24 protein-coding genes are annotated in these 25,465 nt (G+C 67.9%); 9 read left to right on the top strand and 15 right to left on the bottom strand.

Annotated features, from left to right (window positions below; genetic code table 11):
- Positions 1-71 precede the first annotated feature (71 nt).
- From dhaK to dhaM, 3 genes are read left to right on the top strand one after another with little or no spacing between them, the layout of a single operon-like run.
- Positions 72-1,073, top strand: a complete 1,002-nt coding sequence (gene dhaK / locus ASG92_RS19370) for a dihydroxyacetone kinase subunit DhaK (protein WP_056631925.1) — start codon at positions 72-74, stop codon at positions 1,071-1,073.
- Between the two features lie 2 nt (positions 1,074-1,075).
- Positions 1,076-1,702, top strand: coding sequence for a dihydroxyacetone kinase subunit DhaL (dhaL, locus tag ASG92_RS19365; RefSeq protein ID WP_056631922.1), 627 nt, complete (start codon positions 1,076-1,078; stop codon positions 1,700-1,702).
- A complete protein-coding gene (gene dhaM, locus ASG92_RS19360) occupies positions 1,699-2,469 on the top strand; it encodes a dihydroxyacetone kinase phosphoryl donor subunit DhaM (RefSeq protein ID WP_056631919.1) in 771 nt (256 codons plus the stop codon). Before dhaL ends, dhaM begins: the two co-directional genes overlap by 4 nt.
- 56 nt (positions 2,470-2,525) lie before the next feature.
- Here dhaM and ASG92_RS29990 read toward each other — a convergent pair whose 3' ends face one another.
- From ASG92_RS29990 to ASG92_RS19345, 3 genes are all read right to left on the bottom strand, one after another.
- Positions 2,526-3,194 (bottom strand): hypothetical protein, encoded by a 669-nt coding sequence (locus ASG92_RS29990; protein WP_056631918.1) that lies wholly within the window; start codon positions 3,192-3,194, stop codon positions 2,526-2,528.
- Between the two features lie 140 nt (positions 3,195-3,334).
- On the bottom strand, positions 3,335-4,153 hold the full coding sequence (locus ASG92_RS19350; protein ID WP_240987200.1) for an A/G-specific adenine glycosylase: 819 nt from the start codon (positions 4,151-4,153) through the stop codon (positions 3,335-3,337).
- Between the two features lie 214 nt (positions 4,154-4,367).
- A complete protein-coding gene (locus ASG92_RS19345; RefSeq protein WP_056631911.1) occupies positions 4,368-4,832 on the bottom strand; it encodes a hypothetical protein in 465 nt (154 codons plus the stop codon).
- 163 nt (positions 4,833-4,995) lie between these two features.
- Here ASG92_RS19345 and ASG92_RS19340 point away from each other — a divergent pair, with 163 nt between their 5' ends.
- On the top strand, positions 4,996-5,754 hold the full coding sequence (locus tag ASG92_RS19340) for a hypothetical protein (RefSeq protein WP_082579604.1): 759 nt from the start codon (positions 4,996-4,998) through the stop codon (positions 5,752-5,754).
- 78 nt (positions 5,755-5,832) lie between these two features.
- On the opposite strand, the gene disA is transcribed toward ASG92_RS19340, so the two are convergent.
- Positions 5,833-6,909: a DNA integrity scanning diadenylate cyclase DisA gene (gene disA / locus ASG92_RS19335; RefSeq protein WP_056631904.1), complete on the bottom strand. Its 1,077-nt coding sequence runs from the start codon at positions 6,907-6,909 to the stop codon at positions 5,833-5,835.
- Positions 6,910-7,305: 396 nt separating this feature from the next.
- On the opposite strand from disA, the gene ASG92_RS19330 reads away from it, so the two are divergent.
- Both ASG92_RS19330 and ASG92_RS19325 read left to right on the top strand, forming a co-directional pair.
- Positions 7,306-8,919 (top strand): peptide chain release factor 3, encoded by a 1,614-nt coding sequence (locus ASG92_RS19330; protein ID WP_056631901.1) that lies wholly within the window; start codon positions 7,306-7,308, stop codon positions 8,917-8,919.
- Positions 8,920-9,076: 157 nt separating this feature from the next.
- On the top strand, positions 9,077-10,297 hold the full coding sequence (locus ASG92_RS19325; RefSeq protein WP_056631898.1) for a beta-ketoacyl-[acyl-carrier-protein] synthase family protein: 1,221 nt from the start codon (positions 9,077-9,079) through the stop codon (positions 10,295-10,297).
- A 72-nt stretch (positions 10,298-10,369) separates the two neighbouring features.
- Here ASG92_RS19325 and ASG92_RS19320 read toward each other — a convergent pair whose 3' ends face one another.
- Positions 10,370-10,576 (bottom strand): hypothetical protein, encoded by a 207-nt coding sequence (locus ASG92_RS19320; RefSeq protein WP_056631895.1) that lies wholly within the window; start codon positions 10,574-10,576, stop codon positions 10,370-10,372.
- Between the two features lie 249 nt (positions 10,577-10,825).
- On the opposite strand from ASG92_RS19320, the gene ASG92_RS19315 reads away from it, so the two are divergent.
- From ASG92_RS19315 to ASG92_RS19305, 3 genes are all read left to right on the top strand, one after another.
- Positions 10,826-11,533 carry a copper resistance CopC family protein gene (locus ASG92_RS19315; RefSeq protein WP_240987199.1) on the top strand — a complete coding sequence of 236 codons (708 nt, stop codon included), beginning with the start codon at positions 10,826-10,828 and terminating at the stop codon, positions 11,531-11,533.
- Between the two features lie 20 nt (positions 11,534-11,553).
- Positions 11,554-12,168 carry a hypothetical protein gene (locus ASG92_RS19310; RefSeq protein ID WP_056631892.1) on the top strand — a complete coding sequence of 205 codons (615 nt, stop codon included), beginning with the start codon at positions 11,554-11,556 and terminating at the stop codon, positions 12,166-12,168.
- 117 nt (positions 12,169-12,285) lie between these two features.
- A complete protein-coding gene (locus ASG92_RS19305) occupies positions 12,286-13,071 on the top strand; it encodes a YcnI family protein (protein WP_056631889.1) in 786 nt (261 codons plus the stop codon).
- Between the two features lie 179 nt (positions 13,072-13,250).
- Here ASG92_RS19305 and radA read toward each other — a convergent pair whose 3' ends face one another.
- From radA to ASG92_RS19255, 10 genes are all read right to left on the bottom strand, one after another.
- A complete protein-coding gene (radA, locus tag ASG92_RS19300) occupies positions 13,251-14,624 on the bottom strand; it encodes a DNA repair protein RadA (protein WP_056631886.1) in 1,374 nt (457 codons plus the stop codon).
- 55 nt (positions 14,625-14,679) lie between these two features.
- Positions 14,680-15,804 carry an FUSC family protein gene (locus ASG92_RS19295; protein ID WP_056631884.1) on the bottom strand — a complete coding sequence of 375 codons (1,125 nt, stop codon included), beginning with the start codon at positions 15,802-15,804 and terminating at the stop codon, positions 14,680-14,682.
- 132 nt (positions 15,805-15,936) lie between these two features.
- The gene (locus ASG92_RS19290; protein ID WP_056631881.1) at positions 15,937-17,334 is read right to left on the bottom strand and encodes an MFS transporter; all 1,398 of its coding nucleotides are present in this window, start codon (positions 17,332-17,334) and stop codon (positions 15,937-15,939) included.
- A gap of 64 nt (positions 17,335-17,398) precedes the next feature.
- Entirely contained in the window at positions 17,399-18,904 is a 1,506-nt protein-coding gene (locus ASG92_RS19285; protein WP_056631878.1) for an NAD-dependent succinate-semialdehyde dehydrogenase, read from the bottom strand.
- A 62-nt stretch (positions 18,905-18,966) separates the two neighbouring features.
- Positions 18,967-19,788, bottom strand: a complete 822-nt coding sequence (locus ASG92_RS19280; protein WP_200952017.1) for an HpcH/HpaI aldolase/citrate lyase family protein — start codon at positions 19,786-19,788, stop codon at positions 18,967-18,969.
- Positions 19,773-20,558 carry a 2-oxo-hept-4-ene-1,7-dioate hydratase gene (hpaH, locus tag ASG92_RS19275; RefSeq protein WP_056631874.1) on the bottom strand — a complete coding sequence of 262 codons (786 nt, stop codon included), beginning with the start codon at positions 20,556-20,558 and terminating at the stop codon, positions 19,773-19,775. Before hpaH ends, ASG92_RS19280 begins: the two co-directional genes overlap by 16 nt.
- Before the next feature lie 3 nt (positions 20,559-20,561).
- Positions 20,562-21,650: a 3,4-dihydroxyphenylacetate 2,3-dioxygenase gene (gene hpaD / locus ASG92_RS19270; RefSeq protein WP_056631871.1), complete on the bottom strand. Its 1,089-nt coding sequence runs from the start codon at positions 21,648-21,650 to the stop codon at positions 20,562-20,564.
- 48 nt (positions 21,651-21,698) lie between these two features.
- Entirely contained in the window at positions 21,699-23,213 is a 1,515-nt protein-coding gene (gene hpaE, locus ASG92_RS19265) for a 5-carboxymethyl-2-hydroxymuconate semialdehyde dehydrogenase (RefSeq protein WP_056631869.1), read from the bottom strand.
- A gap of 10 nt (positions 23,214-23,223) precedes the next feature.
- Positions 23,224-23,919: a GntR family transcriptional regulator gene (locus ASG92_RS19260; RefSeq protein WP_056631866.1), complete on the bottom strand. Its 696-nt coding sequence runs from the start codon at positions 23,917-23,919 to the stop codon at positions 23,224-23,226.
- Positions 23,916-25,412, bottom strand: a complete 1,497-nt coding sequence (locus ASG92_RS19255) for a fumarylacetoacetate hydrolase family protein (RefSeq protein WP_056631864.1) — start codon at positions 25,410-25,412, stop codon at positions 23,916-23,918. Before ASG92_RS19255 ends, ASG92_RS19260 begins: the two co-directional genes overlap by 4 nt.
- Positions 25,413-25,465: the final 53 nt, after the last annotated feature.

Raw genomic sequence — 25,465 nt, 5'->3', positions numbered from 1 at the left:
CCCGGTAGTAGGGTCAAATCACATCGTGACCGATGTCAATGACGAAGCACCGAGAGCCCAGGAGCCCGGCCGTGAAAAAGCTCATCAATGACCCCCGCGCTGTGGTGGACGAATCAGTGGAAGGGTTTGGGCTCGCCCATGCCGACCTCGTGACCGTCAACGCAGACCCGAAGTTCGTCACCCGCCGGGACGCCCCCGTGGCGGGGAAAGTAGGCCTGGTATCCGGCGGCGGCAGCGGGCACGAACCCCTCCACGCCGGATTTGTCGGGCTGGGAATGCTCGACGCCGCTGTGCCAGGCGCCGTCTTCACGTCACCCACTCCGGACCAGATCATTCCGGCCACACTCGCGGTCAACTCCGGTGCGGGCGTGGTCCACATCGTCAAGAACTACACAGGTGACGTCCTCAATTTCGAGACGGCGGCGGAGATGGCACAGGCGGAAGGCGTGGAGATCCGCACGGTACTGGTCAATGACGACGTCGCCGTGGAGGACTCCCTCTACACTGCGGGGCGCCGGGGCGTGGGCGGCACGGTCCTGGTCGAGAAGATTGCCGGCGCCGCAGCTGAGCGGGGCGATGACCTTGATGCCGTTGCGGCCATCGGGGACCGGGTGAACCAGAACGTGCGCAGCATGGGTGTCGCGCTCTCTGCATGCACCGTCCCGCATGCGGGTTCCCCGAGCTTCGACCTCAAGGATGACGAGATCGAGATCGGCATTGGAATCCACGGTGAACCAGGGCGGCACCGGATCGCCATGGAAGGAGCCGACGCCATCACCGACCGCCTGCTGGATCCCGTACTCGGCGACCTCGGAGTGGCTTCCGGAGACAAGGTCCTGCTGTTCGTCAACGGCATGGGCGGAACTCCGCTGAGCGAGCTCTACATTGTCTACCGCCGGGCCGCGCAGGTCCTGGCGGACCGGGGCGCCACCGTGGAGCGTTCACTCGTCGGGAACTACATCACGTCCCTTGAGATGCAGGGCTGCTCCATCTCGGTGCTCCGGCTTGATGACGAACTGACTGCCCTCTGGGATGCGCCCGTGCACACCGCCGCCCTGCGCTGGGGCGTGTAGCCGTGGGGCTGGACGTCAACTGGGCCGTGAAATGGCTGACGCTCTCTGCGCAGGCGATGGCGGAGCACAGGGTGTGGCTCATTGAACTGGACCGGGCCATCGGCGATTCGGATCACGGCGAGAACATGGACCGCGGCTTCCAGGCGGTATTGGACAAGCTGGCTGAAAGCCCGCCGGAAACCCCGGGGGCTGCGCTCAAGCTGACGGCCATGGCGTTGATGTCGAAGGTGGGCGGGGCGGCGGGTCCGCTCTACGGCACGGCGTTCCTGCGCGCCGGCACAGCGCTCGGCGACGCAGCCTACATCGATGCCGCGGGGCTCGCTGCGGCGCTTGGCGCCGCCCGGGACGGCATCGTAGCCCGGGGCAAGGCTGAGTCCGGAGACAAAACCATGGTTGATGCGTGGACCCCCGCCGTCGAAGCCGCAGCCGCAGCAGCCGCCGACGGCGACACCCTTGCCGTGCTGATTGCCGCGGCGGAGGCCGCCGAGGCTGGGGCAGTGGCCACTGATCCCCTCGTAGCACGCAAGGGCAGGGCCAGCTACCTTGGCGAGCGAAGTGCCGGCCACCGCGATCCCGGGGCGGCCTCGAGCGCCCTGATCCTCCGCGCCGCAGCCGGAGCCGCCGCGTGACAGTGCGGATCGTTGTGGTTTCCCATAGTGAAAAGATCGCCGACGGCGCCGTGGAACTGGCAGCCCAGATGGCGCCGGACGTGATGATGGTTCCGGCCGGCGGGACCTCGGACGGCCGGATCGGCACCAGCCTGGAAAAGGTGATGTCCGCCTTGGAACTGGCCGCCGGCGGCGACGGCGTTGTGGTGCTCACCGACCTCGGCTCGGCCGTCATGACCGCTGAATCGGCGTTGGAATTCGCGGAGGGGCCCGCTACCGTGCTCCTCGCCGACGCGCCCATTGTGGAGGGCCTCGTGGCGGCCGCTGTGGCGGCACAGGGCGGCGCCAGCGTCCACGCGGTCAAACGGGCGGCCGAGGCAACCCACGGCTACCCCGCCTCGCGCCCGAAGCTCGAGGAACATGTTCCCTCGGCCGCACACGTTGCCGCAGGGGCCGGCCGCGCCGCCGGAGTAGCCCGCAGCGAAAACAGTCAGGCAGGAGTTCCCGGAGCTGTGTCGGTTCCCGCGGTTCCGGACGCGACCGGCGACTTTGAGCTCGTCAACCTGGCCGGCATGCACGCCCGGCCCGCGGCAAAGATCGCCGGTGGCCTTGCCGCGCTCGACGCCGACGTGACGGTGAACGGCGTCGATGGCGCCTCCATGACGGGGCTCATGACGCTGGGGGCAGGAAAAGGCTCGGTGCTCCATGTGGAAGCGTCCGGCCCGGATGCGGAACGGGCCGTGGCATATGTGGCCGGCCTGGTGCAGGCGGGTTTCGGAGAACCCTGAAGGCCGCCCGTGAGCGGACCTGCAGCAGCGGACCAGCAGCCTAGCGGTCCAGCAGCCTAGCGGTCCTGGTGAAGTCCGGTCTCATCCAGGACCACGGAAGCGGAGATAAACCGCCCGCACGGCTCGCCGAACGGGTAATCGCCCCTCGGAGTGAAGCGCAGGGTGCGCACCGGCAAGGCGCTTCCGTCAATGGAAGTTCCCGTGGCCGTGACGTCCATCGGCGACTCCGTCAGGAAATCCAGCATGAGCATTCCCCGTTTGGTCCCGTCCGGCGACGCCGTGGCCGAGCACGGACTGTCCGGCCCGCGGAAGCCTTGCTCCGGAACATCAGGCGCCGGAACGGCGGTCCCCGGAACGCCTTGCCCCGGAGCGCCGGGCTCCGGAGCGCCCGTCCCCGGAGCGCCCGTCCCCGGAGCGCCCGTCCCCGGAGCGCCGCCTTGCCCCGGAACGCCAGGCTTCGGAACGCCGGGTCCCGGAACGTAGGGCTCACAGCCCAGGTCCACGGCAATGCTGCCCGGCACGAGGTTCAGGTCAGACTCCCTGCACACCCCGTCCTGGCACGCCTTCAAGTGGAGGGCCTTCACGGCCGGGGCGTAGCTTGCCGCGACCGTCACCGACACTCCCGACGCCTGGGCGATCGCCGGACACGCCACTTCGAACATGTGGCATCCGGAGAGGACCATCGTCGTCGCAATTGTGGCCAGAAGTACCCGTGCCTTGCCCATACTTCAGCGTAGATCCGGCTCATTGCTGCGCGGACCCGCTGGCCAAAACTGGTGCAGACATCGTTACCCCTGACTCCGGAACGACTGCCAATTCGAGATCAAAAGCCGGCCCGCAGAAGCTCTGCACGGGTTCCGAGCCGCTAGGCCGGCAGTCTGTAGCCGCCATGATGCAGCTCGGCGAGACCGTCCTCCAGCAGCCCGGCGAGTGCCCGCTCCAGCTGCTCTGGCGCGCAGTTCAGGCGATGCAGCGCGGCGAGCGGGACGCCGATCCCGGTAGCCTCGAAGCCGAGGTCCGCCGGCGCCTGCTGGAACATCTCCGCCGGCACCGGCGCGTCGGCCAGCCGCAGGACGGCCATCACGCCGCCGCGGACCTGGCGGTCCGTGCCGTGCCAGGCCTGGCCCTTGGGCGTGTACGACGGCGGCGGCTCGCCGGCCGCCAGCCATGCGCACCGCTCGCGCACCGGACACGCGGCGCATTTGGGCGCACGCGCGGTGCAGACCAGCGCCCCCAGCTCCATGACTGAAGCGTTCCAGCGGACGGAACTGCCGACGTCGTCCGGCAGCAGCTCGGCGGCAAGCCGCATTTCCGCGGCCGTGAGCGCCGGTGCCGGCAGCGCGCTGCCCGAAAAGAGGCGCGCGTGGACGCGCCGGATGTTGGTGTCCACCACTGTTTCGCGGCGCCCGAAGGCAAAGGCGGCGACGGCGGCCGCCGTGTAGCCGCCCACGCCCGGCAGGCCGAGCAACTCGGCATAGTCCCCGGGGACCTCGCCGCCGTGGTCCTGCACGATCGCGAGAGCCGCGCCGTGCAGCCGCAGGGCGCGCCGCGGGTAGCCGAGGCGGCCCCACGCACGGACGGCTTCACCTGCCGGTTCGCCGGCCAGCGCGGCGGGTTCGGGCCAGCGCCGCAGCCATTCTTCCCAGACAGGGAGAACCCGCACCACGGGGGTCTGCTGGAGCATTATTTCGCTTACGAGCACGCCCCACGGAGAGCAGTCGGGCGATCTCCACGGCAGGTCCCGGGCTTCGTCCCCGAACCAGTTCTCCAGGGCGCGGTGGATCGCTGGCAGCTCTATTTCGGCAGGGGCGTCCGTGGACGCGGCGGAGGAAACGGTTGTGGTTTTGATGCCAACACTCTAGTTGAAATCCGGTCCGGCCATGCCGGCCGGTGATTTGTCAGCTGGCTTCCTGATGCATGTCCGGGTCCAGCCCGTTGGGCTGAGTTCCGTTGAGCCGGGCGGGCAGGCGTTTCACGTGGCCGTGCAGCGTCTCGCCTCCCCGGCCATTGGCGGCCGGCACGGCAAGCGCGACCACAAAGCTGGCACCGTCCGGATCCGCGCAGCGGATGGTCAGGCTCCGCGTCCCTTCGGGAATCGACGGAGCAAAGAACTGCAGCTGACGGGCGCCGACGGTGGCAACCTCATCCAGCCGGTACTCCGTGCCGAAGTGGTCGTAGATGGCAATTTCCGGGGTGTGTGGCTCGGAGCCGTTGGTTGATGCAAGGTGCAGGTTGACCACGATGCCGGTGTTCCAGATCTCAACGGCGAGAACTGTGAACTCCGTTCCGTGGCTCTGGTGCTTTCCAAAAGTCAGCGGCAGCAGGACTCTTTCAAGATGACCGACAGACACATGATTTTCCATCAGTGCTCCTCTCCTACTAGGCCCGGTAAGTGGTAACCGGAATTCAATTTTAGTAAGCCTGCTGACAGTTGTCACGGAAAATTGAGCAACGAATTGGACATGGTTGTTCCTGGGTCCGGCGTGGTGGAACTCCATAAACCCGGCCGTTCTCTAGCCTAGAAGGATGGGTAGGCAGGACGATCCGACATCCGGCGCGGGCCGGGTTCCGGCGCAGAAATCGGCGATGAAGAAGAAACCGGCAACGAAGGCGCCGGCCGGAAAAACAGCGGGAAAAAACACTGCCGGTCCGGGGGCCCGGACCGTGCGGAAGGCGAGCCCCGCAGTGTACCGCCGTCGTCGGCTGTTCGCCGGGGGAGCGCTGCTGCTGGTCCTGGGCCTGATCGCCGGCGGTGTTGCCACAGTGTCCGCCGCCGTTACCGCCAAAACGGAGCAGGTCGCCGCCACGGAGGGCGGGAGCACCCCGCAGCCCACCGGTGGCCAGACGGCCGCGGCGCCGTCCGCGAGCCCCTCCGCCACGCCGTCGGCCTCACCTACCTGTGACCAGAAGCTGGTGACCGTCACGGCCGCCACGAACAAGGCCTCCTACGGCCCGGAGGAAAAGCCGGTGCTGACCCTGAAGGTCACCAACGGCGGGAAACTGCCGTGCAAGGTGAACATCGGCACCTCGCAGATGGAGTTCCTGGTCACCAGCGGCTCGGACCGGATCTTCTCGTCCGGCGACTGCCAGGCCTCCAGCAACGACCTCGTCAAGACCATCGCCCCCGGCAAGAGCGAGACGGCGAACTTCCCTTGGTCGCGCAGCCGCTCGGTGCAGGGCTGCGCGAAGATCGCGGAGGGGTCCGGCGCCGGCAGCGGATACTACGTGTTCATCGCCAAGCTCGGCGCCAAGGTCAGCCCGCCGGCGGTCTTCCAGCTGAGCTGACAGCCTTTCCGCCATCGGTTGCTCCGCAACTGCCCTTTTGGACGCCCAAAACGGCACTTCCGGAGCAATCGTTGGGGTTTAGAGGAAGCGGTCCAGGAGGCTGGCTTCGGCCATCCGGCTGAGGCCCTCGCGGACCGTGCGGGCGCGCTGGTCGCCGATGCCGTCCACGGTCATGAGGTCGTCGATGCTCGCGGCCATGAGGTGCTGCAGCCCGCCGAAGTGGTCCACGAGCCGGTCCGCCACGGCCTTGGGGACGGCCTTCAGACCGGACAGCAGGCGGTAGCCCCTCGGCTGAACGACTGCGTCGAGCGTGTCCACCCCGCCGGCAAACCCGATGATCCCGGCGATCTTGCCGAGGTCGATCAGTTCGGTGGGGCCCAGGCTGAGCAGGGCGTTGACGGCACCGTCGATGTCCTCGGGGGACGCATTCGGCCCGGCGTAGTCCCGGATGATGATGTCGCTGCCGGGCCCGCGGCCCACCGTGAGCTCGTCCAGCTGGAGGGACAGGAGCCTGCCGTCCTCGCCGAGCTCCAGCACGTACTGGGAGATCTCCTCCGAGATCCGGCGCACCATTTCCTGGCGCTGCAGCGTGACTGCGACGTCGCGGACGGTCACCATGGCCTCGATCTCCAGGGCGGAGAGCGAACTCGTGACTTGGTCCAGCCGGGACCGGTAGCGTTCCAGCGTGGCGAGGGCCTGGTTGGCGCGGGCCAGGACCTTCTCGGAGCCCTCCAGTACGTGCCGCAGCCCGTTTACGTAAAGTGCGATGATCTGCATGGACTGGCTCACCGAGATCACCGGGACGCCGGTCTGGATGGCGACGCGTTCCGCGGTCCTGTGGCGGGTGCCGGATTCCTGCGTTTCGATGCTCGAGTCCGGGACCAGCTGGACCGCGGCACGGAGGATGTTCCCGGCGTCCTTGTCACAGATGATGGCGCCGTCCATCTTGGCCAGCTCGCGCAGCCGCGTGGGGGAGAAATCGATGCCGATGTCGAAGCCGCCGGAACAGATCGATTCGATGGTCCGGTCCGATCCCAGCACAATCAATGCGCCGGTGCGTCCGCGGAGAATGCGTTCCAGACCGTCCCGCAGCGGGGTTCCCGGGGCCACCCTCCCCAAAGTCGCTTTCAGCGATTCTTCAGGGCTGCGAGCCATAGACATTCCCTTCAAAGGTGCAGGGCGGCCCTGCAAGTATGCCGGTTTTCAGGAGTCCGCCGGCAGGATCAAAAGTACTCGGTTTCCCGCATGCACCATCCTAGACGTACATTACCCCAAGAACCGCACGGACAAGCCTCAAAGTGCCCCTTCGGAGAGCTGCCGGGAAGCCCTCCGGAGTGCGTCCGACGGGGGCCGGCGGACGGCCATTTTTGGCCCGCCTTCCGCACGGTTTCCGGCGCTGCGATAAACTTGAAGCCTTGGCTGGCGCGTTCCCGCCGCCACCCGGCAACTGAATTCTCCTAAGCCTCAGATTCATCAGGGCTTCTGACCTTTCAGACCCCGCATATATTTCCGAAACCAGGATCCTCCGCGGATCGCAGCGAAAGTAGCACCGTGTCCCAAGAAGTCCTCAGCCCCGCCCGAGTCCATGAGATTCACAAGCAGGCGGGCCGGCGCCGGACGTTCGCTGTCATCTCACACCCGGACGCCGGCAAGTCCACGCTCACCGAGGCCCTCGCCCTGCACGCCAAGGTCATCGGCACGGCGGGAGCCTCCAGCGGAAAGGCCAACCGCAAGGAGACAGTGTCGGACTGGATGCAGATGGAAAAGGACCGCGGCATCTCCATCAGCTCCGCGGCGCTCCAGTTCTCCTACCGCGACACCGTGATCAACCTGCTGGACACCCCCGGCCACGCGGACTTCTCGGAGGACACCTACCGGGTGCTCGCCGCCGTCGACTGCGCAGTGATGCTGGTGGATGCGGCGAAGGGCCTGGAAACGCAGACCATGAAACTCTTCGAGGTCTGCAAGCAGCGGAACCTGCCCATCATCACCGTCATCAACAAGTGGGACCGTCCGGGCCTGGACGCGCTGGCGCTCATGGACGAAATCACCGAACGCACCGGACTCCAGCCCATGCCGCTGACCTGGGCCGTGGGAATCTCCGGCGACTTCCGCGGTGTGTGGGACCTGCGCAACGACCGCTTCGCCCGGTTCCAGCGCAACAACGCCGGCGCCAACATCGCCCTCACCGAGTACTTCACCCCGGAGGAAGCGGCGGAGAGCCAGGGCAACAACTGGACTGACGCCGTCGACGAAGCCGGGCTGGTCATCGAATCCAACCTCGAGTTCAACGTGGAGAGCTTCCACGCCGGCGAGGCCACTCCCATCCTGTTCAGCTCCGCGGCGCTGAACTTCGGCGTCAAGGAAATCCTGGACGCCCTGGTGGACTTCGCCCCGCCCGCCGCGCCGCGCCCCGATGTGGACGGCCAGCCGCGTGCCGTGGACTCCCCGTTCGCCGGGTTCGTCTTCAAGGTGCAGGCCGGCATGAACAAGGCCCACCGCGACCACGTGGCATTCATCCGGGTCTGCTCGGGCGTGTTCGAGCGCGGCATGGTGGTGACACAGACGCGCACCGGCAAATCCTTCGCCACGAAGTATGCGCAGCAGGTGTTCGGCCGCGAACGCGAAGTCATCGACGAGGCCTACCCCGGCGACGTGGTCGGCCTGGTCAACGCGTCCTCGCTGCGGGTGGGGGACAGCCTTTTCCTCGAGGAGCCCGTGGAGTTCCCGGCCATTCCGCTGTTCGCGCCGGAACACTTCCAGGTGGCCCGCTCCAAGGACCCCAGCCGCTTCAAGCAGTTCCGCCGCGGCATCGAGCAGCTCGAGCACGAGGGCGTCATCCAGGTGCTGCGCTCCGACGTCCGCGGTGACCAGGCGCCGGTGCTTGCCGCCGTCGGCCCCATGCAGTTCGAAGTGGTGGAGGACCGCATGGCCCACGACTTCAGCGCACCCATGCGGCTGGAGCGCCTCCCGTATTCCATGGCAAGGATTTCGACGGCGGACGCCATGCCCGCGCTGGCCAACGTGATCGGCGCTGAGGTGCTGCTGCGGTCCGACGGCGAATACCTCGCCCTGTTCAACGACGTCTGGGCGCTGCGCCGCATCGAGAAGAACCATCCGGACCTCACGCTCGTGCCGATCGGAACCCACAACCCCGCAAAGTAGCCGCCGCGGCCCTCCGCCGGCCAGAAGGATCCGAATACCCCATGGAACCCCGGGGTTGGCGTCCTTCGCGCCGGTCTCGGTTTATCCGGTCGGGCTGAGCGGTTCCGAATTGTCTAACGCCGGGCATCACGTCCGGTTCCTGGAAGCAAGGTGTGCCATGTCTGCAGTTTCATCCCGGGCCGTCGTTACCGGCATGGGCTCGCTCAACCCCCTCGGCGCCACGGTTCCCGAGACCTGGACGGCGCTGCTGGCCGGGCGTTCCGGCATCGCCGCGCTGTCCGAGGAGTGGGCGCAGGCCCTGCCGGTGCGGATGGCGGGACGCGTCACGGCCGATCTGGCGTCCCTGCTGAGCACCCGCGAGCTCAAACGGATGGACCGTTGCGGACAGCTTGCGCTCGTTGCTGCCCGGGAGGCCTGGGCCCAGGCAGGAACCCCCGACGTCGATCCCGAACGGCTCGCCGTGGTGATCGGTTCGGGCTACGGGGGACTGGACACGACGCTCGCCCAGACCCGGGAGCTGGACAGCGGCGGCCCGCGAAAGGTCTCGCCGCACACCCTGACCCGGATCATGGTCAACGGGCCGTCGGCCTGGGTCTCCATCGACCTCGGCGCCCGCGGCGGGGCGCGCACGCCCGTCAGCGCCTGCGCGTCCGGCGCCGAAGCGATCGCGCAAGGCGCCGAGATGATCCGCTCCGGAGCGGCCGACGTCGTCATTGCCGGCGGTGTTGATGCGTGCGTCAACGATCTCATCATCAGCGGCTTCTCCCAGATCAGGGCCCTTTCCACCCGCAACGACGACCCGCAGGGGGCCTCTCGCCCGTTTGACCGGGACCGTGACGGCTTCGTCATCGCGGAAGGCGCCGGCATCCTGGTGCTGGAGAGCGAGGCCCATGCCCGGGCGCGCGGCGCGGACGTCCTCGGTGCCATTGCGGGCGGTGCCGTGACTTCGGACGCCAGCGACATCGTGGCTGCTGATCCGGACATGCAGCGCCGGGTCATGGAGAAGGCGCTCGCCTCGGCGGACCTCAGCGGGGCGGATATCGGGTTTGTGCACGCCCACGCGACGTCCACTCCGGTGGGCGACAGGCTGGAAGCGCAGGCCATCAGTGCCGTGATGGGCACCGCGGTGCCGGTGACGTCCACAAAGTCGCTCACCGGGCACCTGCTCGGCGGTGCCGGCGCGCTGGGCGCGATCGCCACGCTCCAGGCCCTGCGGACCGGCGACCTGCCCGGCACGTACAACCTGGGCAACCTCGACCCCGAGGTGGACCTCAACGTCATCACCGGAACCGTCAGCGGCAGCACCGCGACGGCGGGCATCGTCAACGCGTTTGGCTTCGGCGGGCACAGCGTGGCGCTGGTGGTAACCGCTTCGTAGGCAGGGCCCTGGTTGGGCCGAAGGCCTGACCAGGCCACAGCCCTGACCAAGCCACAGGCCTGCTTAGTCGGGTCAGTTCTTCCGCCGAGTGCGCGTCCGGATGAGGGCGGCGGTCCCTGCGGCAAGGCCGACAAGGCCGGCCCCCCGCCCGGCGATGCCGAAGGCGTTGTCCGGAGCGGTCGCCCCGCCGCCGAGCACGTGCCCCGCGGTGGTGGGGGACATCGCCATGCCCGCAACCAGGACAGCGCGGAAAAGGCGCAGTGAGCCACGAAGATCCATCTGTGCCTCCCCTCAGAGCGCAGGCCGCTGTGACATGCCGACTCTAAGCACGGCAGCGTGGGAAAACCTTGTGCCCGGGAGGGCGGTTGGTCATGGAGGCCGCCCCGGAAGGGTGGTCCGCGATCCAGCACCGGGTCTTACACTGGGGCAGGAAATACAGCCGACGACGGAGGGTGGTGTGCCACGGGCCCGCGGTTCAGAACGTGGCGGCTGCGCAGGGCGATCGGAGGCCCGCTCCTTGCCGCCTGCGTGACCGTTTTCCCTTTGGCCGCGGCGCAGCCGGCGGCCGCCCACGACGTGGCTGAAGCTGTGGAGCCTGCTGACGGGGCCGTCGTCACGGCTGTTCCGGGCATGGTCCGGCTGACGTTCAACAGGACGCCGATCGCGATCGGCTCGCAGATTCTGGTTAAGGACGAAAGCGGCACGAACCAGGCTGTAGGGCCGGTGGTCATCGTGAACAACCACGTCGCCCAAGCCATCAAAGCCGGCGCCCCCGCCGGCCGGTACAAGGTTCTCTGGCGCGTGGTGTCCTCCGATTCCCACCCCATTGAGGGAAGTTTCACCTTCACGGCCGGGCAGGCGAACGGGATCCGGAAATCCGGAACAGCGCAGCCTGCAACGCCGGCTCCCGTACATGAGCCCGCAGAGGCGGCCGGATTCCCCTGGGGCGTTGCCGCGGGAGGAACTGCGCTCGCGGCGGGACTGCTCGCAACGGGTGCGTACGTGCGGCGGCGCCTGGCTCCCAACGACGCCGCCACGAGTACTGAGAACGAGTCCTGCTACGAGACCCGAGAACCTGGCCGGCAGCATGTCATGATCGCCCGCCGGAGAAGGTGCGGCACTGGCGGGACAGTAGAATTGAACGGCCGCCAGAATTGGGCCACAGCCAGACTTGTGCCAGTGCCCGAATCGTGCCAGCTCCCGAATCGGGCCACCGCCCCTCGCTCGCGCCGTTGATCTTCCGGAAAGGACCGCCGATGTTGCCCCGTGCCTCGTTCCGGCTTTTCCGGACCGCGCTGATCGGGTCCATCGTCATCGGATTCTCGGCCGGCGGGCACCTTGCCGCCGGCGGCCAACTGCCGGCGCCCGCGATCCTCGCGGCGCTCTGTGCCGTCGCCATGATCCCGGTGGCCGCGCTGACGCGATTCCGGCTGACCTTCCCCGCACTTACAGGTCTGCTGGGTGCCGGGCAGCTCTGGCTTCACTGGGCATTCGACGCACTGCGGGCCGCGTCCCCCGCGACGACGCCCCACCCGCTGATGCCGGGCCATGCCCAGCACTCGGGCACGGTGCTGGCCGCGGAGGCCTTCGCCGGTGCCGCACCTGCCCACGATGCCGCTTCCGACGGCCTCATGTTTGCAGCCCACGCCCTGGCCACCCTCGCCACCGCACTGATCATGGCCCGCGGAGAGCAGGCCCTGGGAATCCTGGCCTCCTGGCTGCGTCCCCTGGTCCGCCGGCCCGAGCCGGTCGGCATCGTTCCGGCCCGTGTCTCCGGCCCCTGCGCTGTGCCGGCCCTTCTTCCCCCGTCAAGCCCAGGGCTGCGACTGCCGTCCCTGCGGGGACCTCCCGCGTTCGCGCCGGCCGCTTAGAAGGGTCCCTTCACATAAGGACAGGGACCGAGGGGCGGCTCACACTCTCTTTCCCGCGCCCGCACTGCTGCGGGCCTGTTCCTGACGAATTTTTTCTCTTGTGAAAGGCAACCTGCCATGAATAGCTTCCTTCGCCGTGCCCTCAAGACCGCAGCCGCCGCCTCGATGACCGCAGGGCTCCTTGGCGCCGGCGCCGTGGCCGCGTCCGCGCACGTCACCGTCGATCCGTCCAAGACCGCCGAGGGCGGATTCACCAAACTGACCTTCAGCGTCCCGAATGAATCCGAGACCGCCAAGACCAACCGGCTCGAGGTCAAACTCCCCACCGACACGCCGCTGACGTCGGTCTCGGTCAAGCCGATCGACGGCTGGAAGGCGCAGGTTGTCACCACTGCACTGCCCAAGCCTGTGGAGATTGACGGGGCTACCGTGACCAAGGCTCCCACGAGCGTGATCTGGACGGCCGACACCGCCCACCAGATCGGCCAGAACGAATTCCAGACGTTCACCCTCTCGGTTGGCCGGCTCCCGGCTGCCGGCACGACGGTGACGCTGCCGGCCATGCAGGGCTACACCGACGGGACCACCGTTAACTGGGCTGACACGGAAGAGGCTGAGCGCGATCACGCCGCAGCATCCGCGTCCGCGCCTGCATCCGCGTCCGCATCCGCGCCCGCGTCTGCAGAAAAAGAGCACCGTCCGGCACCCGCCTTCGTCACCACTGCAGCTGAAGCCGACGGCTCTGCAACCACGACGCCGGAAGCGGCACCGGCCGCGTCAACGGCCCCTGCGGGTTCGTCCAGCGGCGGCGAAACCGCCGGCTGGTTCGGGCTGGTAGCAGGCGTGCTTGGCCTCGCCGCTGGCGCCACCGCACTGGTCCGCACCCGGGCACGGAAGAACTAGCCCCAGCCCTCCGAGGGAGGCGAACATCAACAGCAGTGGCCCGCGCCGGCAGACCAGCGCGGGCCACTTTTTGCCTGGACCCGCCCGCCCGCCGGCCGACCATCCGGCCCGCCCGCCGTCCGGCTCGTCCGGCCGGGTAGGTCGATCAGAAGGCGCGTCCCCGCTCGAAGGCGTGCCGCCTAACTGATCAGCAGGCTCAGGGCCTCGGTCAGGTGGCCGACTTCCCGCACCGAGAAGCCCGCCGGCACCGGGCCCGGGCCGTTGTGGCTGGAGGGAACCACGGCGTGCGTGAAGCCCAGCCGGTGCGCCTCCTGGATGCGCTGGTTGATGCCGGGCACGGGACGGACCTCACCGGCCAGCCCCACCTCCCCGAACGCGATGAGCCGCTGCGGCAGTGGTTTCTTAGCCTTGGCAGATGCGACCGCCAGCGCCACGGCAAGGTCCGTGGCCGGCTCGCTGAGTTTCACGCCGCCCACGGTGGCCACATAGGAGTCGTCCTCCTGCAGCAGGCAGCCCGCCCGCTGCTGCAACACGGCGAGCAGCATGGCCACGCGCGAGCTGTCCAGGCCGCTGGTGGCCCGGCGCGGCTGCGAGTTGGGGCTCTCGGCTAGGAGCGACTGCACCTCGGCCAGCAGCGGGCGCCTGCCCTCCATGGTCACCGTGATGCATGTGCCGGACACCGGATCCTTGGTGCGGGTGACGAACAGCCCGCTGGGGTCCGCCAGGCCCTCAATGCCGTCCTCGTTGAGGTCGAAGCAGCCCACATCGTCCGTGGGACCGTACCGGTTCTTGACCGCACGCAGCAGCCGGAGGCGTGAGTGGCGCTCGCCCTCGAACTGGCACACCACATCCACGAGGTGCTCCAGGAGGCGCGGCCCGGCGATGGACCCGTCCTTCGTCACGTGCCCCACCAGCAGCGTGGTCATGTTGCGGCGCTTGGCGGCCGCGATGATGGACGCCGCCACCTCACGCACCTGGGAAACGCCGCCCGAGCTGCCCTCCACGTCCGCGCTGCTCAGCGTCTGCACGGAGTCCACCACGAGGAGCTTCGGTTCCACCTTTTCCACTTGGCCCAGGGCCTGGCCAAGGTCGGTCTCCGCGGACAGGTACAGCGTGTCCGCGATCGCGTCGATCCGCTCAGCCCGCAGCTTGACCTGCGCCGCGGATTCCTCGCCCGTGACGTACAGGACGCTTTGGCCCGTCCGGGCAAACTTGGCGGCCACGTCCAGCAGCAGTGTGGATTTGCCGACCCCGGGCTCACCGGCCAGCAGGATCACGGCGCCGGGCACGACGCCGCCGCCCAGCACGCGGTCCAGCTCGTCCACGCCCGTGGGCAGGAAGGCGGCGGTGGTGGCGTCCACCTCGGCGATGGGGCGGGCGGGCTCCAAAACGGTAGTGGCCGCCGTCGTACGGGCCACCGCGGCGCCGGTTTCCTCAACGGTTCCCCACGCCTGGCACTCACCGCAGCGCCCCACCCACTTGACCGTGGTCCAGCCGCATTCCGCGCACTTATAGCCCGGTGTCTTGGACGCCCGGGAAGTCTTTGTAGCCATTGCTCCACACTATCCGGCGGGCCCGACATTCCTGGTCCGGGGTTCCGTGGCCCCGCTACAGCGGGGGCAGGATGTCGCGCGCCTCGCTGGAATCCATGCCGGCGGCCTCCATCAGGTCCACCATCAGGGGCCGGAAAAGCATCACCACGGTTTCGCCCTCGAGCCGCTCCACTTTCAGCATCTTCGGGTGCAGCCGCCCGGCGATCACACCCAGATCCTGACGCGCACTGCGCAGGTGGGCGCGGCGGGCGCCCTCGTGCACTTCGGCCAGCCCCAGCGAGAGTTCGTCGATGGCCGCGGCGGTCTCCTGCAGGACCTCGGCGATGTTCTCGGTGGCTTCGTCTGACAGCGCCGCATGGTTGATGGAACTGGTCAGGCGGCGTGCGAAGACGCGGCTGTTTCGCAGCGCGAGGTCGATGTAATCCAGCGACTGCTCCAGCCGGTCCAGTTCGTCCCGGTGCCTCCGGTACGCGGGAGCCAGTGTGGCCACCTCGCCGGATGCCCGCAGCGAGTGCCGCATGGCGTCCACCAGCGGCTGGCTGCTCCGGCCGCGGACAAGGGCGTGCCAGGCCTGGGTGGAATCGCTGTGGGTCAGGGCCGAGCCACATTCCCGCAGCACTTCCGCCAGCTCATGGAGCAGCTTCTGCACGTCCTTGCGCGGTTCGCGGCGCGGATCCTTGGGCGCCAGGATGGTTACCAACAGGGCAACCACGCCGCCCACCACGGCGTCGAGGCTGCGCGTGAAGGGCCCGCCGGCAGGTGCCGGCAGGAGCACCACCAGCAGTGACTGCAGCGCCAGCTGCGTGGTGAAGATGGTGCCGCTGTCCAGGAAGCGGGCCAGCAGGATTGAGATCAGGAGGACGACGGCGGCCTGCCAGATCCCGGCGCCGAGCCAGTGGAGCAGCAGGTCGCCCACGGCAATGCCGATGGTGCAGCCCAGGCCCACCTCGATCACCCTCCGCAGGCGGGGATCGCGGGAGAAACCCAGCGCGATCAGGGCGGACGTGGCGGCGAACAGCGGGCCGGAATGGCCCAGGACGTACTCAGCGAAGGCGTAGGCTCCCACCGCGCCGACGGTCATCTGGATCCCGGGGATCAGCGAGTTCCGGCTGCGGACCAGCCCTGTCCTGATCCGGCCGCGAAGGAACCGTCTGCTTGCGTAGAGTCCAGTCTGGGCCATGGCTCCAGTCTATTGCCGGAGCCTGCCCCGACATTGCCGCGGCAGGCGGCCGCTGCATCGCCGGCGGAGGGTGCTTGACGCCAGCGGGCCCCGCACCGCTGCGCGCGGAGGCCCGGGAAGCGGACGGTTGCGTCAGACCTTGGCGGCGATGTCCGTAGCGACGACGGCGCTGCGCTTGTCGAACACGGTGGCGCCGACTTCCTGCTCGGCCTGGTTGTCGATGCCCAGATCGATGCCTTTCCGTTCGCGGATCACCAGCACCGCCCCCGTTGAGATCAGTGCGAGAATCAGCAGGTACGCAGACACTGACGTGGTGGTCCCGGTCGCCTGGACCAGTGCAGTGGCGATCGTCGGAGCAAAGGCACCGCCGATAATCGCGCCCAACGCATAGGAGATGGCAACTCCGGAGAACCGGATGGATGCCGGAAAGAGTTCACTGTAGAGAGCGGCCTGCGGTCCGTAGGTCAGGCCGAGTCCGACACTGAATATGGCCAGGCCCAGGAGCATGGCCCAGATGTTGCCGGTATTGATGAGCCAAAACAGGGGGAAGAACGTGACGATCAGGCAGCCATAGCCGATGAGGTAGGTCTTCTTCCGGCCAATGCTGTCGGCGAGGAAGCCGGCGAGGAGTGTGAAGATGAACCACAGCGCGGCGGAGGCCGTGACGGCTAGGAGCACTTCGGTGCGGTCCATGGCCAGTCCCTTGGGTGCGGTGGCGTAGCTGAGGATGTACCCTCCGGTGGTCATGTAGCCCGCCGCGTTGTTGCCTGCAAAGACCAGCGCCGCAATGATGACCAGCAGCCAGTGCTTCTTGAACAGCTCCACGATTGGAACGCGCGTCTGCTGCCTCCGAGTGGCAATTTCCGCAAAGACAGGGCTCTCGTCTACGCTCCGGCGGACAATGAAGCCCACGACGATCAGCACAAAGCTGAGCAGGAACGGGACACGCCAGCCCCACTCGACGAAAGCCGCGCCCGGCGAAACCACGCCGGACATCAGGGCCAGGACCGCTGAGGCAAGCAGCATGCCCAAGGGGACTCCGAGCTGCGGGAATGAACCGAACAGGCCGCGCTTGGCACTGGGCGCGTGTTCCACGGCCATGAGGACTGCACCGCCCCATTCGCCGCCCGCAGAGATGCCTTGCAGGATGCGCAGGAGCAACAGCAGGACGGGTGCAGCCAGGCCAGCGGTCTCGTAGGTGGGCAGCACGCCGATCAGCGTGGTGGCGGCCCCCATGAGGATCAGGGTGAGGACCAGCATGGCCCGGCGACCCAGCCGGTCGCCGTAGTGTCCGGCGAGGAATGCGCCCAGGGGCCGGAACAGGAAGCTCAGGCCCACTGACGCGAAGGAAACCAACAGGGCTATGTCGTTGCCGGCGGGTTCGAAGAAAAGCTTGGCGAAAACCAGGCCGGCAGCGTTCGCGTAGATGAAGAAGTCGTACCACTCGATGGTGGTTCCGACGATAGTGGCAAACGCTACCCGGCGGTTATCCCGTGCCGAATTGCGTTGTGGATGCGACGGAGCGCTCATGGTGTCTCTTTCCGCGGGCACGACGGTGTGGCCCGCTGGTGGTGGTTTGGCGAACTGCAGGAGGTCAGGGAGCGTAGGGGTCGGCGATGCCGATGTACTGCGTGGTGGTGTATTCGGCGATCCCTTCGGAGCCGCCTTCGCGGCCCAGACCGGAGTGCTTCACGCCGCCGAACGGGGCCGCCGCGTTGGAGATGACGCCCGCGTTGAAGCCCACCATGCCGAACTCGATCTGTTCGGCCACCCGTATCAGCCGGTTGAAATCGCGGCTGTAGATGTAGGAGGCGAGGCCGTACTCACTGGCATTGGCGAGGCGGATGGCGTCCTCCTCGGTGCTGAAGGTGGTGACGGGAGCCACCGGGCCGAAGATTTCCTGGCGCAGGATTTCGGCGTCATTCGGCACGTCGCCCAGAACGGTGGGCGGGTAGAAATAGCCGGCCCCCGCCTCGGGTGAACCGCCGGTGAGGGCTGTTGCCCCCGCGTCGACGGCGGCGCTGACCAGGGCGTGCACGTCGTCACGGGCGCCGGCGTCGATGAGAGGACCCACCTGCGAGTCCGGTTCGGTGCCGCGGCCGGTGGCCAGTTCAGCCATGGCAGCGGCGAACTTTTGCGTGAACTCGGCTGCCACGGATTCCTGGACCAGGAACCGGTTGGCCGCGGTGCATGCCTCGCCCATGTTCCGCATTTTGGCGGCCATGGCGCCTTCCACGGCCTGGTCCAGGTCTGCGTCCTCGAACACGATGAACGGGGCGTTGCCGCCGAGCTCCATGGAAGTGCGCAGTACGTTCTGCGCGGCGTCTGCCATGAGCCCCTTGCCCACCGGGGTGGAACCGGTGAACGAGAGCTTGCGCAGCCGCGGGTCTGCCAGCAGCGGGCCGGAGATCCCGGAGGCGCTGGAGGAGGACACCACGTTGAGGACTCCTGCGGGAAGTCCGGCGTCGAGCATGGTCTGGGCGAACACCTGGGCTGTCAGCGGGGTGAGCTTCGCCGGTTTGAGCACCATGGTGCACCCCGCGGCGACGGCGGGAGCAACCTTGCGCGTGGCCATCGCCAGGGGGAAGTTCCACGGCGTGATGAGCAGGCAGGGCCCGACCGGCTTCTTCTGTACCAGGATCTTGTTCTTGCCTTCGGGGGTGGTGAGGTAGCGGCCGTAGTCGCGGACCGTCTCTTCGGAGAACCAGCGCAGGAACTCGGCGCCGTAGGTGACTTCGCCGCGGGCTTCGGCCAGGGGCTTGCCCATTTCCAGGGTCATGAGCAGCGCGAAATCCTCGGCGCGTGCCGTGACAAGGTCGAAGGCCCGGCGCAGGATTTCGGCGCGTTCCCGCGGCGCCGTCCGCTCCCAGGAAGCCTGGGCCTTTTCTGCGGCGTCGAGCGCGGCGAGGGCGTCCTCACTGGTGGCAGATGCGAGGGTGGCGAGCACCTCGCCGGTGGCGGGGTCGGACACGTCGAACGTGCCGCCGTCGGACGCGTTCCGCCATTGGCCGCCGATCAGCAGACCGCTGGGGACCGACGCCAGAAGCGCGGCCTCCTGCTCAGGGGTGACGGCAGGGGAGATTACGGGGGAAGTGGTCATGCGGGGGGTCTCCTCAAGAATGTGGTGGGCGTTTTCACCGCCTGATGCTTGCCGGGTTCGGATCAGTAGCTGGCGGGGGTTTCCCCGGGCCCAACCACCGGGACGCGGGGGATGTATTCGGCGGCGAGTGCTTCGGAGCCGCGGGCCAGGATGGCGACGTCGGCGCCCACCAGGACAAACGCAGCGCCGGCGTCGAGGTAGGCGCGGGCGGTGGCCGGGGCGAAGGCGTTCACTCCGGCGGGCTTGCCCGCCTTCTTCGCGGCGGCGATGCAGTGTTCGACGGCGGCGCGCACCTCGGGATGTTCCTGCTGTCCCAGCAGGCCCATGGAGGCGGCGAGGTCGGCGGGGCCCAGGAAAATGGCGTCCACGCCGTCCACCGCCAGGATGTTCTCCACCGCCGCCACGGCCGCTTCGGATTCGATCTGAACTGTCACGCTCACCGTTTGCGATGCACGGGCGAGGTAGTCCGGGACACGGTTCCAGCGTGCAGCGCGGGCCAGCGAGGAGCCGACTCCGCGGACGCCGTGCGGCGGGTAGCGCGTGGCGGCGACCGCTGCCTCGGCCTCGGCTGCGGAGTTGACCATGGGGACCAGCAGGTTCTGGACGCCGAGGTCCAGGTACTGCTTGAACACCACCGTGTCGTTGACGGGCGGCCGCACCACCACGTGCCCGGGGTAGCCGTGGACCGCCTGCAGCTGGGCCAGGATGGATTCCAGGCCGTTGGGGCTGTGTTCGGCGTCGATCAGGAGCCAGTCCAGTCCGGCCCCGGCGCAGATTTCGGCGACGAGCGGGCTGCCGGAGCACACCCACATTCCCGCCAAGGGACGGTCCGCGGCGGCCAGGGCGTCGCGGAACGTTGCATCGGGTTCTACTCGAAGCGGCATGTGATGCTCCCCAGCGGTCCGTAGTCGGCGTGCACGGTGTCGCCCTTGTAGACCCACAGCGGGCGTGTGAAGGACCCGGCCAGGATGATGTCCCCGGCCTTCATTCCGTCGCCGTGGGCGGCGATCTTGTTGGCCAGCCAGTGCACCCCGTTGGCCGGGTGGTCCAGGACGCCGGCTGCCACGCCCGTCTCTTCCACGGTCTGGTTCTTGTAGAGGATCGCGGAGACCCAGCGGAGGTCGACGGCGTCCGGGCGGACGGGATTGCCGCCCACCACCATGGCGCCCATCGCGGCGTTGTCCGCGATGGTGTCCACGATGGTCCTGCCCTCCATCTCGATCCGGGAGTCCAGGATCTCGAGGGCAGGAACCACGTAGTCGGTGGCGTTCAGGACGTCAAAAATCGTGCAGCCGGGGCCTTTGAGTGCGTCTTTCAGGACAAACGCCAGCTCCACCTCCACCCGGGGGTGGGTGTACTTGTCCCACTGCACGGAGCAGCCGGTTTCGAGCACCATGTCGTCGAAAATCGCGCCATAGTCCGGTTCCGTGATGCCGGTGGCGGCCTGCATGGCCTTGGACGTGAGCCCGATCTTGCGGCCCACCAACGTGCGCCCGGCTTCCTCGTTCCGGCGCCGCCACAACTGCTGCACGGCGTAGGAATCCTCCACCGTCATGTCCGGGTAGCGGGCAGTCAGGCGCGGCACCGGCTTGCGGTTCCGGCCGGCTTCGAGCAGTTCGTCGGCAATGGCCTCGATCGTCTTCGCGTCCAGCATGGCTTAGACCTGCGCTCCGAGCTTGAAGCCCTCCACTGTGTTCTGTCCTGCGGACTCCTCCTTGCGGGTGTAGGAGAAGCCGTCCGCGCCCACGGTCACGGCCATCTCGCTTTTTTCCTCGCGGACGACGACGGGCTGCGGGTTGCCGTCCAAGTCCAGGACGAGGGAGGCCTCGGTGTACCAGGAGGGAACGACGGGGTTGCCCCACCAGTCGCGGCGCTGGTTGTCGTGCACGTCCCAGGTCACCACGGGGTTGTCCGGGTCGCCCGTGTAGTAGTCCTGGGTGTAGATCTCGATGCGGTGGCCGTCCGGGTCCAGGATGTAGAGGTAGAAGGCGTTGGACACGCCGTGGCGTCCGGGGCCGCGCTCGATCCGGTCCGAGATGCGCAGGGCGCCCATCTTGTCGCAGATCTGGATGATGTTGTGCTTCTCGTGGGTGGAGAACGCGATGTGGTGCAGGCGCGGGCCGTTGCCGCCGGTCAGGGCGGTGTCGTGCACGGTCTGCTTGCGGTGCATCCACGCGGCGTAGGTGACGCCGTCGGAGTCCTTGATGTCCTCGGAAACGCGGAAGCCCAGGTCCTCCAGGTACTTGCGGCCGCGGGGAACGTCCGGGGTGACCTGGTTGAAGTGGTCCAGACGGACCAGCTCACCTGCCGAGTAGAGGTCGTAGCGCTGGGTGAGGCGCTCCACGTGCTCCACGTCGTAGAAGAACTCGTAGGGGAAGCCCAGCGGGTCCTCGACGCGGACCGAGTCGCCGACGCCCTTGGTGAAGCCGTCCTTGCGGCGTTCGGTGCGGCAGCCCAGTTCCTTGTAGTACGCCTCGGCGGCGTCCACTTCTGCAGGTGACTTCACGCGGTAGGCGAAGGCCGCGGCAGCGGCCACCGGGCCCTTGCGGAGCACCAGGTTGTGGTGGATGAACTCCTCGAAGGAGCGGAGGTAGATCGCGTTCTCGTCTTCCTCGGTGACGTGCAGGCCCAGGAGGTCCACGTAGAACGCGCGGGACTTCGCGAGGTCCGTGACAACGAGTTCCAGGTACGCGCAGCGGACGATGTCCGGAGCCGGGACGGAGGGGGTGGGTACAAAGTCAGTCATGATGTTCTCTCTTCGTTGAAAGGGGTCTGGCTGGCGCCGGCTTGAGATTTAAGCGCCGAATTTGGGTGTGTGGACCGTGCCGAGCGTGATGTGCACGGCCTGCTGGTCGGTGTAGAAGTCGATGGAGCGGTAGCCGCCTTCGTGGCCCAGGCCAGAGGCCTTGACGCCGCCGAACGGGGTGCGGAGGTCGCGGACGTTGTGGCTGTTGAGCCAGACCATGCCGGCCTCGACGTTCTGCGAGAAGTTGTGGGCCCGGGTCAGGTTCTGGGTCCAGATGTAGGCCGCCAGGCCGTACTTGGTGTTGTTCGCCAGGGCGAGGGCTTCGTCGTCGTTCTCGAACGGGGTGATCGCGACGACGGGGCCGAAGATCTCCTCCTGGAAGATCCGCGCGTCCGGGGCGACATCGGCGAAGACGGTGGGGGCGATGTAGTTGCCCGCAGGGAGGTGCTCCGGGCGGCCGCCGCCGGCCAGCAGCCGGCCTTCCGACTTGCCGATCTCCACGTAGGAGGCCACCTTTTCGTAGTGCTCCGGGTGGACCAGGGCGCCCACCTGGGTCTTGGGGTCGTGCGGATCGCCGACGACGATCTTCTTCGCGCGGGCGGCGTACTTCTCGCAGAACTCGTCGTAGATGGCGCGCTCCACGAGGATGCGGGAGCCCGCGGTGCAGCGCTCGCCGTTGAGCGAGAAGACCCCGAACAGGGCGGAGTCGATCGCGGCGTCGAGGTCGGCGTCGGCGAACACGACGCAGGGGGACTTGCCGCCGAGCTCCATGGACAGGCCCTTGAGGTTGGCGGCGGCGTTGCGGAAGATGGTCTGGCCCGTGGTGGTCTCGCCGGTGAAGGAGATCAGCGGGACGTCCGGGTGCTTGACCAGGGCATCGCCGGCTTCCTCGCCGAGGCCGTTGACCAGGTTGAAGACGCCGTCCGGCAGTCCCGCGTCCTTGAAGATCTGCGCCCACAGCGAGGCGGAGAGCGGGGTGAACTCCGCCGGCTTGAGGACCACGGTGTTGCCGGTGGCCAGGGCCGGGGCGAGCTTCCAGGACTCCAGCATGAACGGGGTGTTCCACGGGGTGATGAGGCCGGCAACGCCGATCGGCTTGCGGTTCACGTAGTTGATCTGCGAGCCGGGGACCTTCATGGCGTCATCGAACTGGGCCACGATCAGGTCCGCGAAGAAGCGGAAGTTCTCCGCCGCGCGCAGGGCCTGGCCCTTGGCCTGGGTGATCGGCAGGCCGGTGTCGAAGGTCTCGAGCTCGGCGAGGCGCTCCTCCTGGGCCTCGACGGCGTCGGCAATCCTGTTCAGGACGCGGGCGCGTTCCCGCGGCTTCATCCTCGGCCACGGGCCCTTGGTGAACGCTTCGCGGGCGGCGGCGACGGCGAGGTCGATGTCCTCCTTCTGGCCGGCCGCGGCGGTGGCGTAGTTGGTGTTGGAGACCGGGTCCAGGACGTCGAAGGTCTTGCCGCCCACCGAGTCAACGAACTCGCCGTTGATGTAGTGCTGGATATGGGCGGGGAGGTCCTCCGGGATGTAGTGCGTCTTGGTCGCTTCGGCAGTGAACGTCATTGTTGTTTCCTTACTGCTGTGGGGTCTGGTGATCGGGTGTCGCCTGCGCCAGGTACGCGTCCAGGGTGGCGCTGCGGTGGAGTCGTGCTGCTTTTTCGATGGTGTCGGCGTCGGCGCCGGTTTCAATGAGTTTCAGGAGGGCTTCGTGTTCTTCAACGGAGTCGTGCGCCCGGCCGGGGACGAAGCGGAACGTGGAGGACCGCAGCGACGCCAGCCGGTTCCAGCCCCGGTGGACCAGGTCCAGGATGTGCGGGTTGGGGCAGTGCTCGAACAGGACGCTGTGGAAGTCCTGGTTCAGCCGGGTGAAGCGGACGGGGTCGAAGTGCAGCAGGCATTCGCGCATCTCCTCGTTCACCGCCCGGGCGCGGGCCACGTCCGCCGCCCCGATCAGCGGTGCCGACAGGGCTGTGGCGGCACCCTCGACGATGCTCAGGGTCTGCATGGTGTAGAGGTATTCGGTGGGATCGATGCCGGACACGGTGGCGCCGACGTTCCGCTCGAACTTCACCAGCCCTTCGGCTTCGAGCCGGCGGATGGCTTCGCGGACCGGGACCACGCTGACGCCGAGGTCCTCGGCGATCTTGGCGAGCACCAGCCGGTAGCCGGGGGAGTAGGTCCCGTCCACGATGCGCGCCTTGACCGCCTGGTAGGCCTGTTCGGATTTGCTGCCTGTCTGGGTGCCGGCGGCGGTGACAGTCTCAGTCATTGGTTGTCCGTTTCCCATTGTTCGTACTTGAGGCGCCATTCGGCGTTCAGCGGGTAGAGCCCGTCCACGCTGTGGCCCTGCTGCACCATTTCCGAGATGAAGACTTCCTCGCGTTCCTGGGCGACGGAGTCGTCCGCGACCTCCTCGGCCATGGCGGGCGGAATGACCAGGATGCCGTCAGAATCGGCCACGATGATGTCGCCGGGCTGCACGGTGGTGCCGCCGCAGGCGATGGTGATGTCCGTGTCCCACGGGATGTGCCGGCGGCCCAGCACGGCCGGGTGGGGGTTGGCATAGTAGGTGGGCATGTCCATGGCGGCCACGGCGGAGAAGTCCCGGACGCCGCCGTCGGTGATGATGGCGGCTGCGCCGCGGACCTGGGCGCGGAGGGCCAGGATGTCGCCGATGGTGCCGGTGCCCTTTTCGCCGCGGGCCTCCATCACCAGGATCTCGCCCTCGTTGACGGAGTCGATGGCCTTCTTCTGGGCGTTGAAGCCGCCGCCGTGGGTCTTGAACAGGTCCTCGCGGTTGGGCACGTAGCGCAGGGTCCGGGCCAGTCCGACGATCCGCTTATCCGGCCTGGTGGACGTGAGGCCGTCGATGCTGACGTTGTTCAGGCCGCGCTTGCGCAGCTGGGAGGACAGGGTGGCGGTGCAGACACTTTCCAGCTTGGCCTTCAGCTCCGGGGTTAGGACCGGAGCCGGCGCCTCTGGTGCCTGAGCCGGCAGCCCCGCCCCCTCCCGGGAGCCGTAGGCTTCCTCCCGCTGCAGGTCATCAGTCTTGGGCCGGGCGCCGAAGTCAGCGAACGCCGTCGTGCCTTCCTCCACCCTGGTGACCAGGCGGCCGGTGGAGAGGCCGGAAGCGGTGCCGCCCGCCGTCGTCGTACTGGTCCTGACTTCAACCTCGACGACGTCGCCCGGCTTGGCAACGGAGGCGCCGGCCGGCGTGCCGGTCAGGATGATGTCGCCCTCTTCGAGGGTGAGCAGCTGGGACAGGTCGGCCACGAGCCTGGCGAACGGGAAGAGCAGGTCTTCGGTGGTGTCGTCCTGGACCAGCTCGCCGTTATGCCAGGCGCGGATGCGCAGCTTTGCCGGATCCACCGTGTCGGCGGGGATCAGCCCGGGCCCGACCGGAGTGAAACCGTCGCCGCCCTTGGACCGGAGGTTGGAGCCCTTGTCCGCGTAGCGAAGGTCGTAGACGCCGAGGTCGTTGCTGGCGGTGACCCACTCGACGTGGCTCCAGGCGTCCTCGAGGCCGACGCGGCGGGCCGGCTTGCCGATGATCAGGGCGATCTCGCCTTCGAATCCGAGGAGTTCGCAGCCGGCCGGGCGTTCCACGACCGAGCCGCTGAGGGCCAGGGAGGACGATGGCTTCAGGAAGTAGGAGGGCTGCTCCGGCGTGCGGCCGCGCTGGGCTGCCCGGCTGGGATAGTTGATGTGCACCGCGATGACCTTGCGGGCCGCGGCCAGGATGTGGTCGGTGACCTGTTCCAAGTGTTACTCCTCATCGAGTACGAAATCGTATACGATAACTATTGCCTAGGAGC

This window comes from Arthrobacter sp. Soil736 (assembly GCF_001428005.1).
Lineage (GTDB): Bacteria > Actinomycetota > Actinomycetes > Actinomycetales > Micrococcaceae > Arthrobacter.
This window is presented reverse-complemented; position numbering and strand designations above follow the sequence as displayed.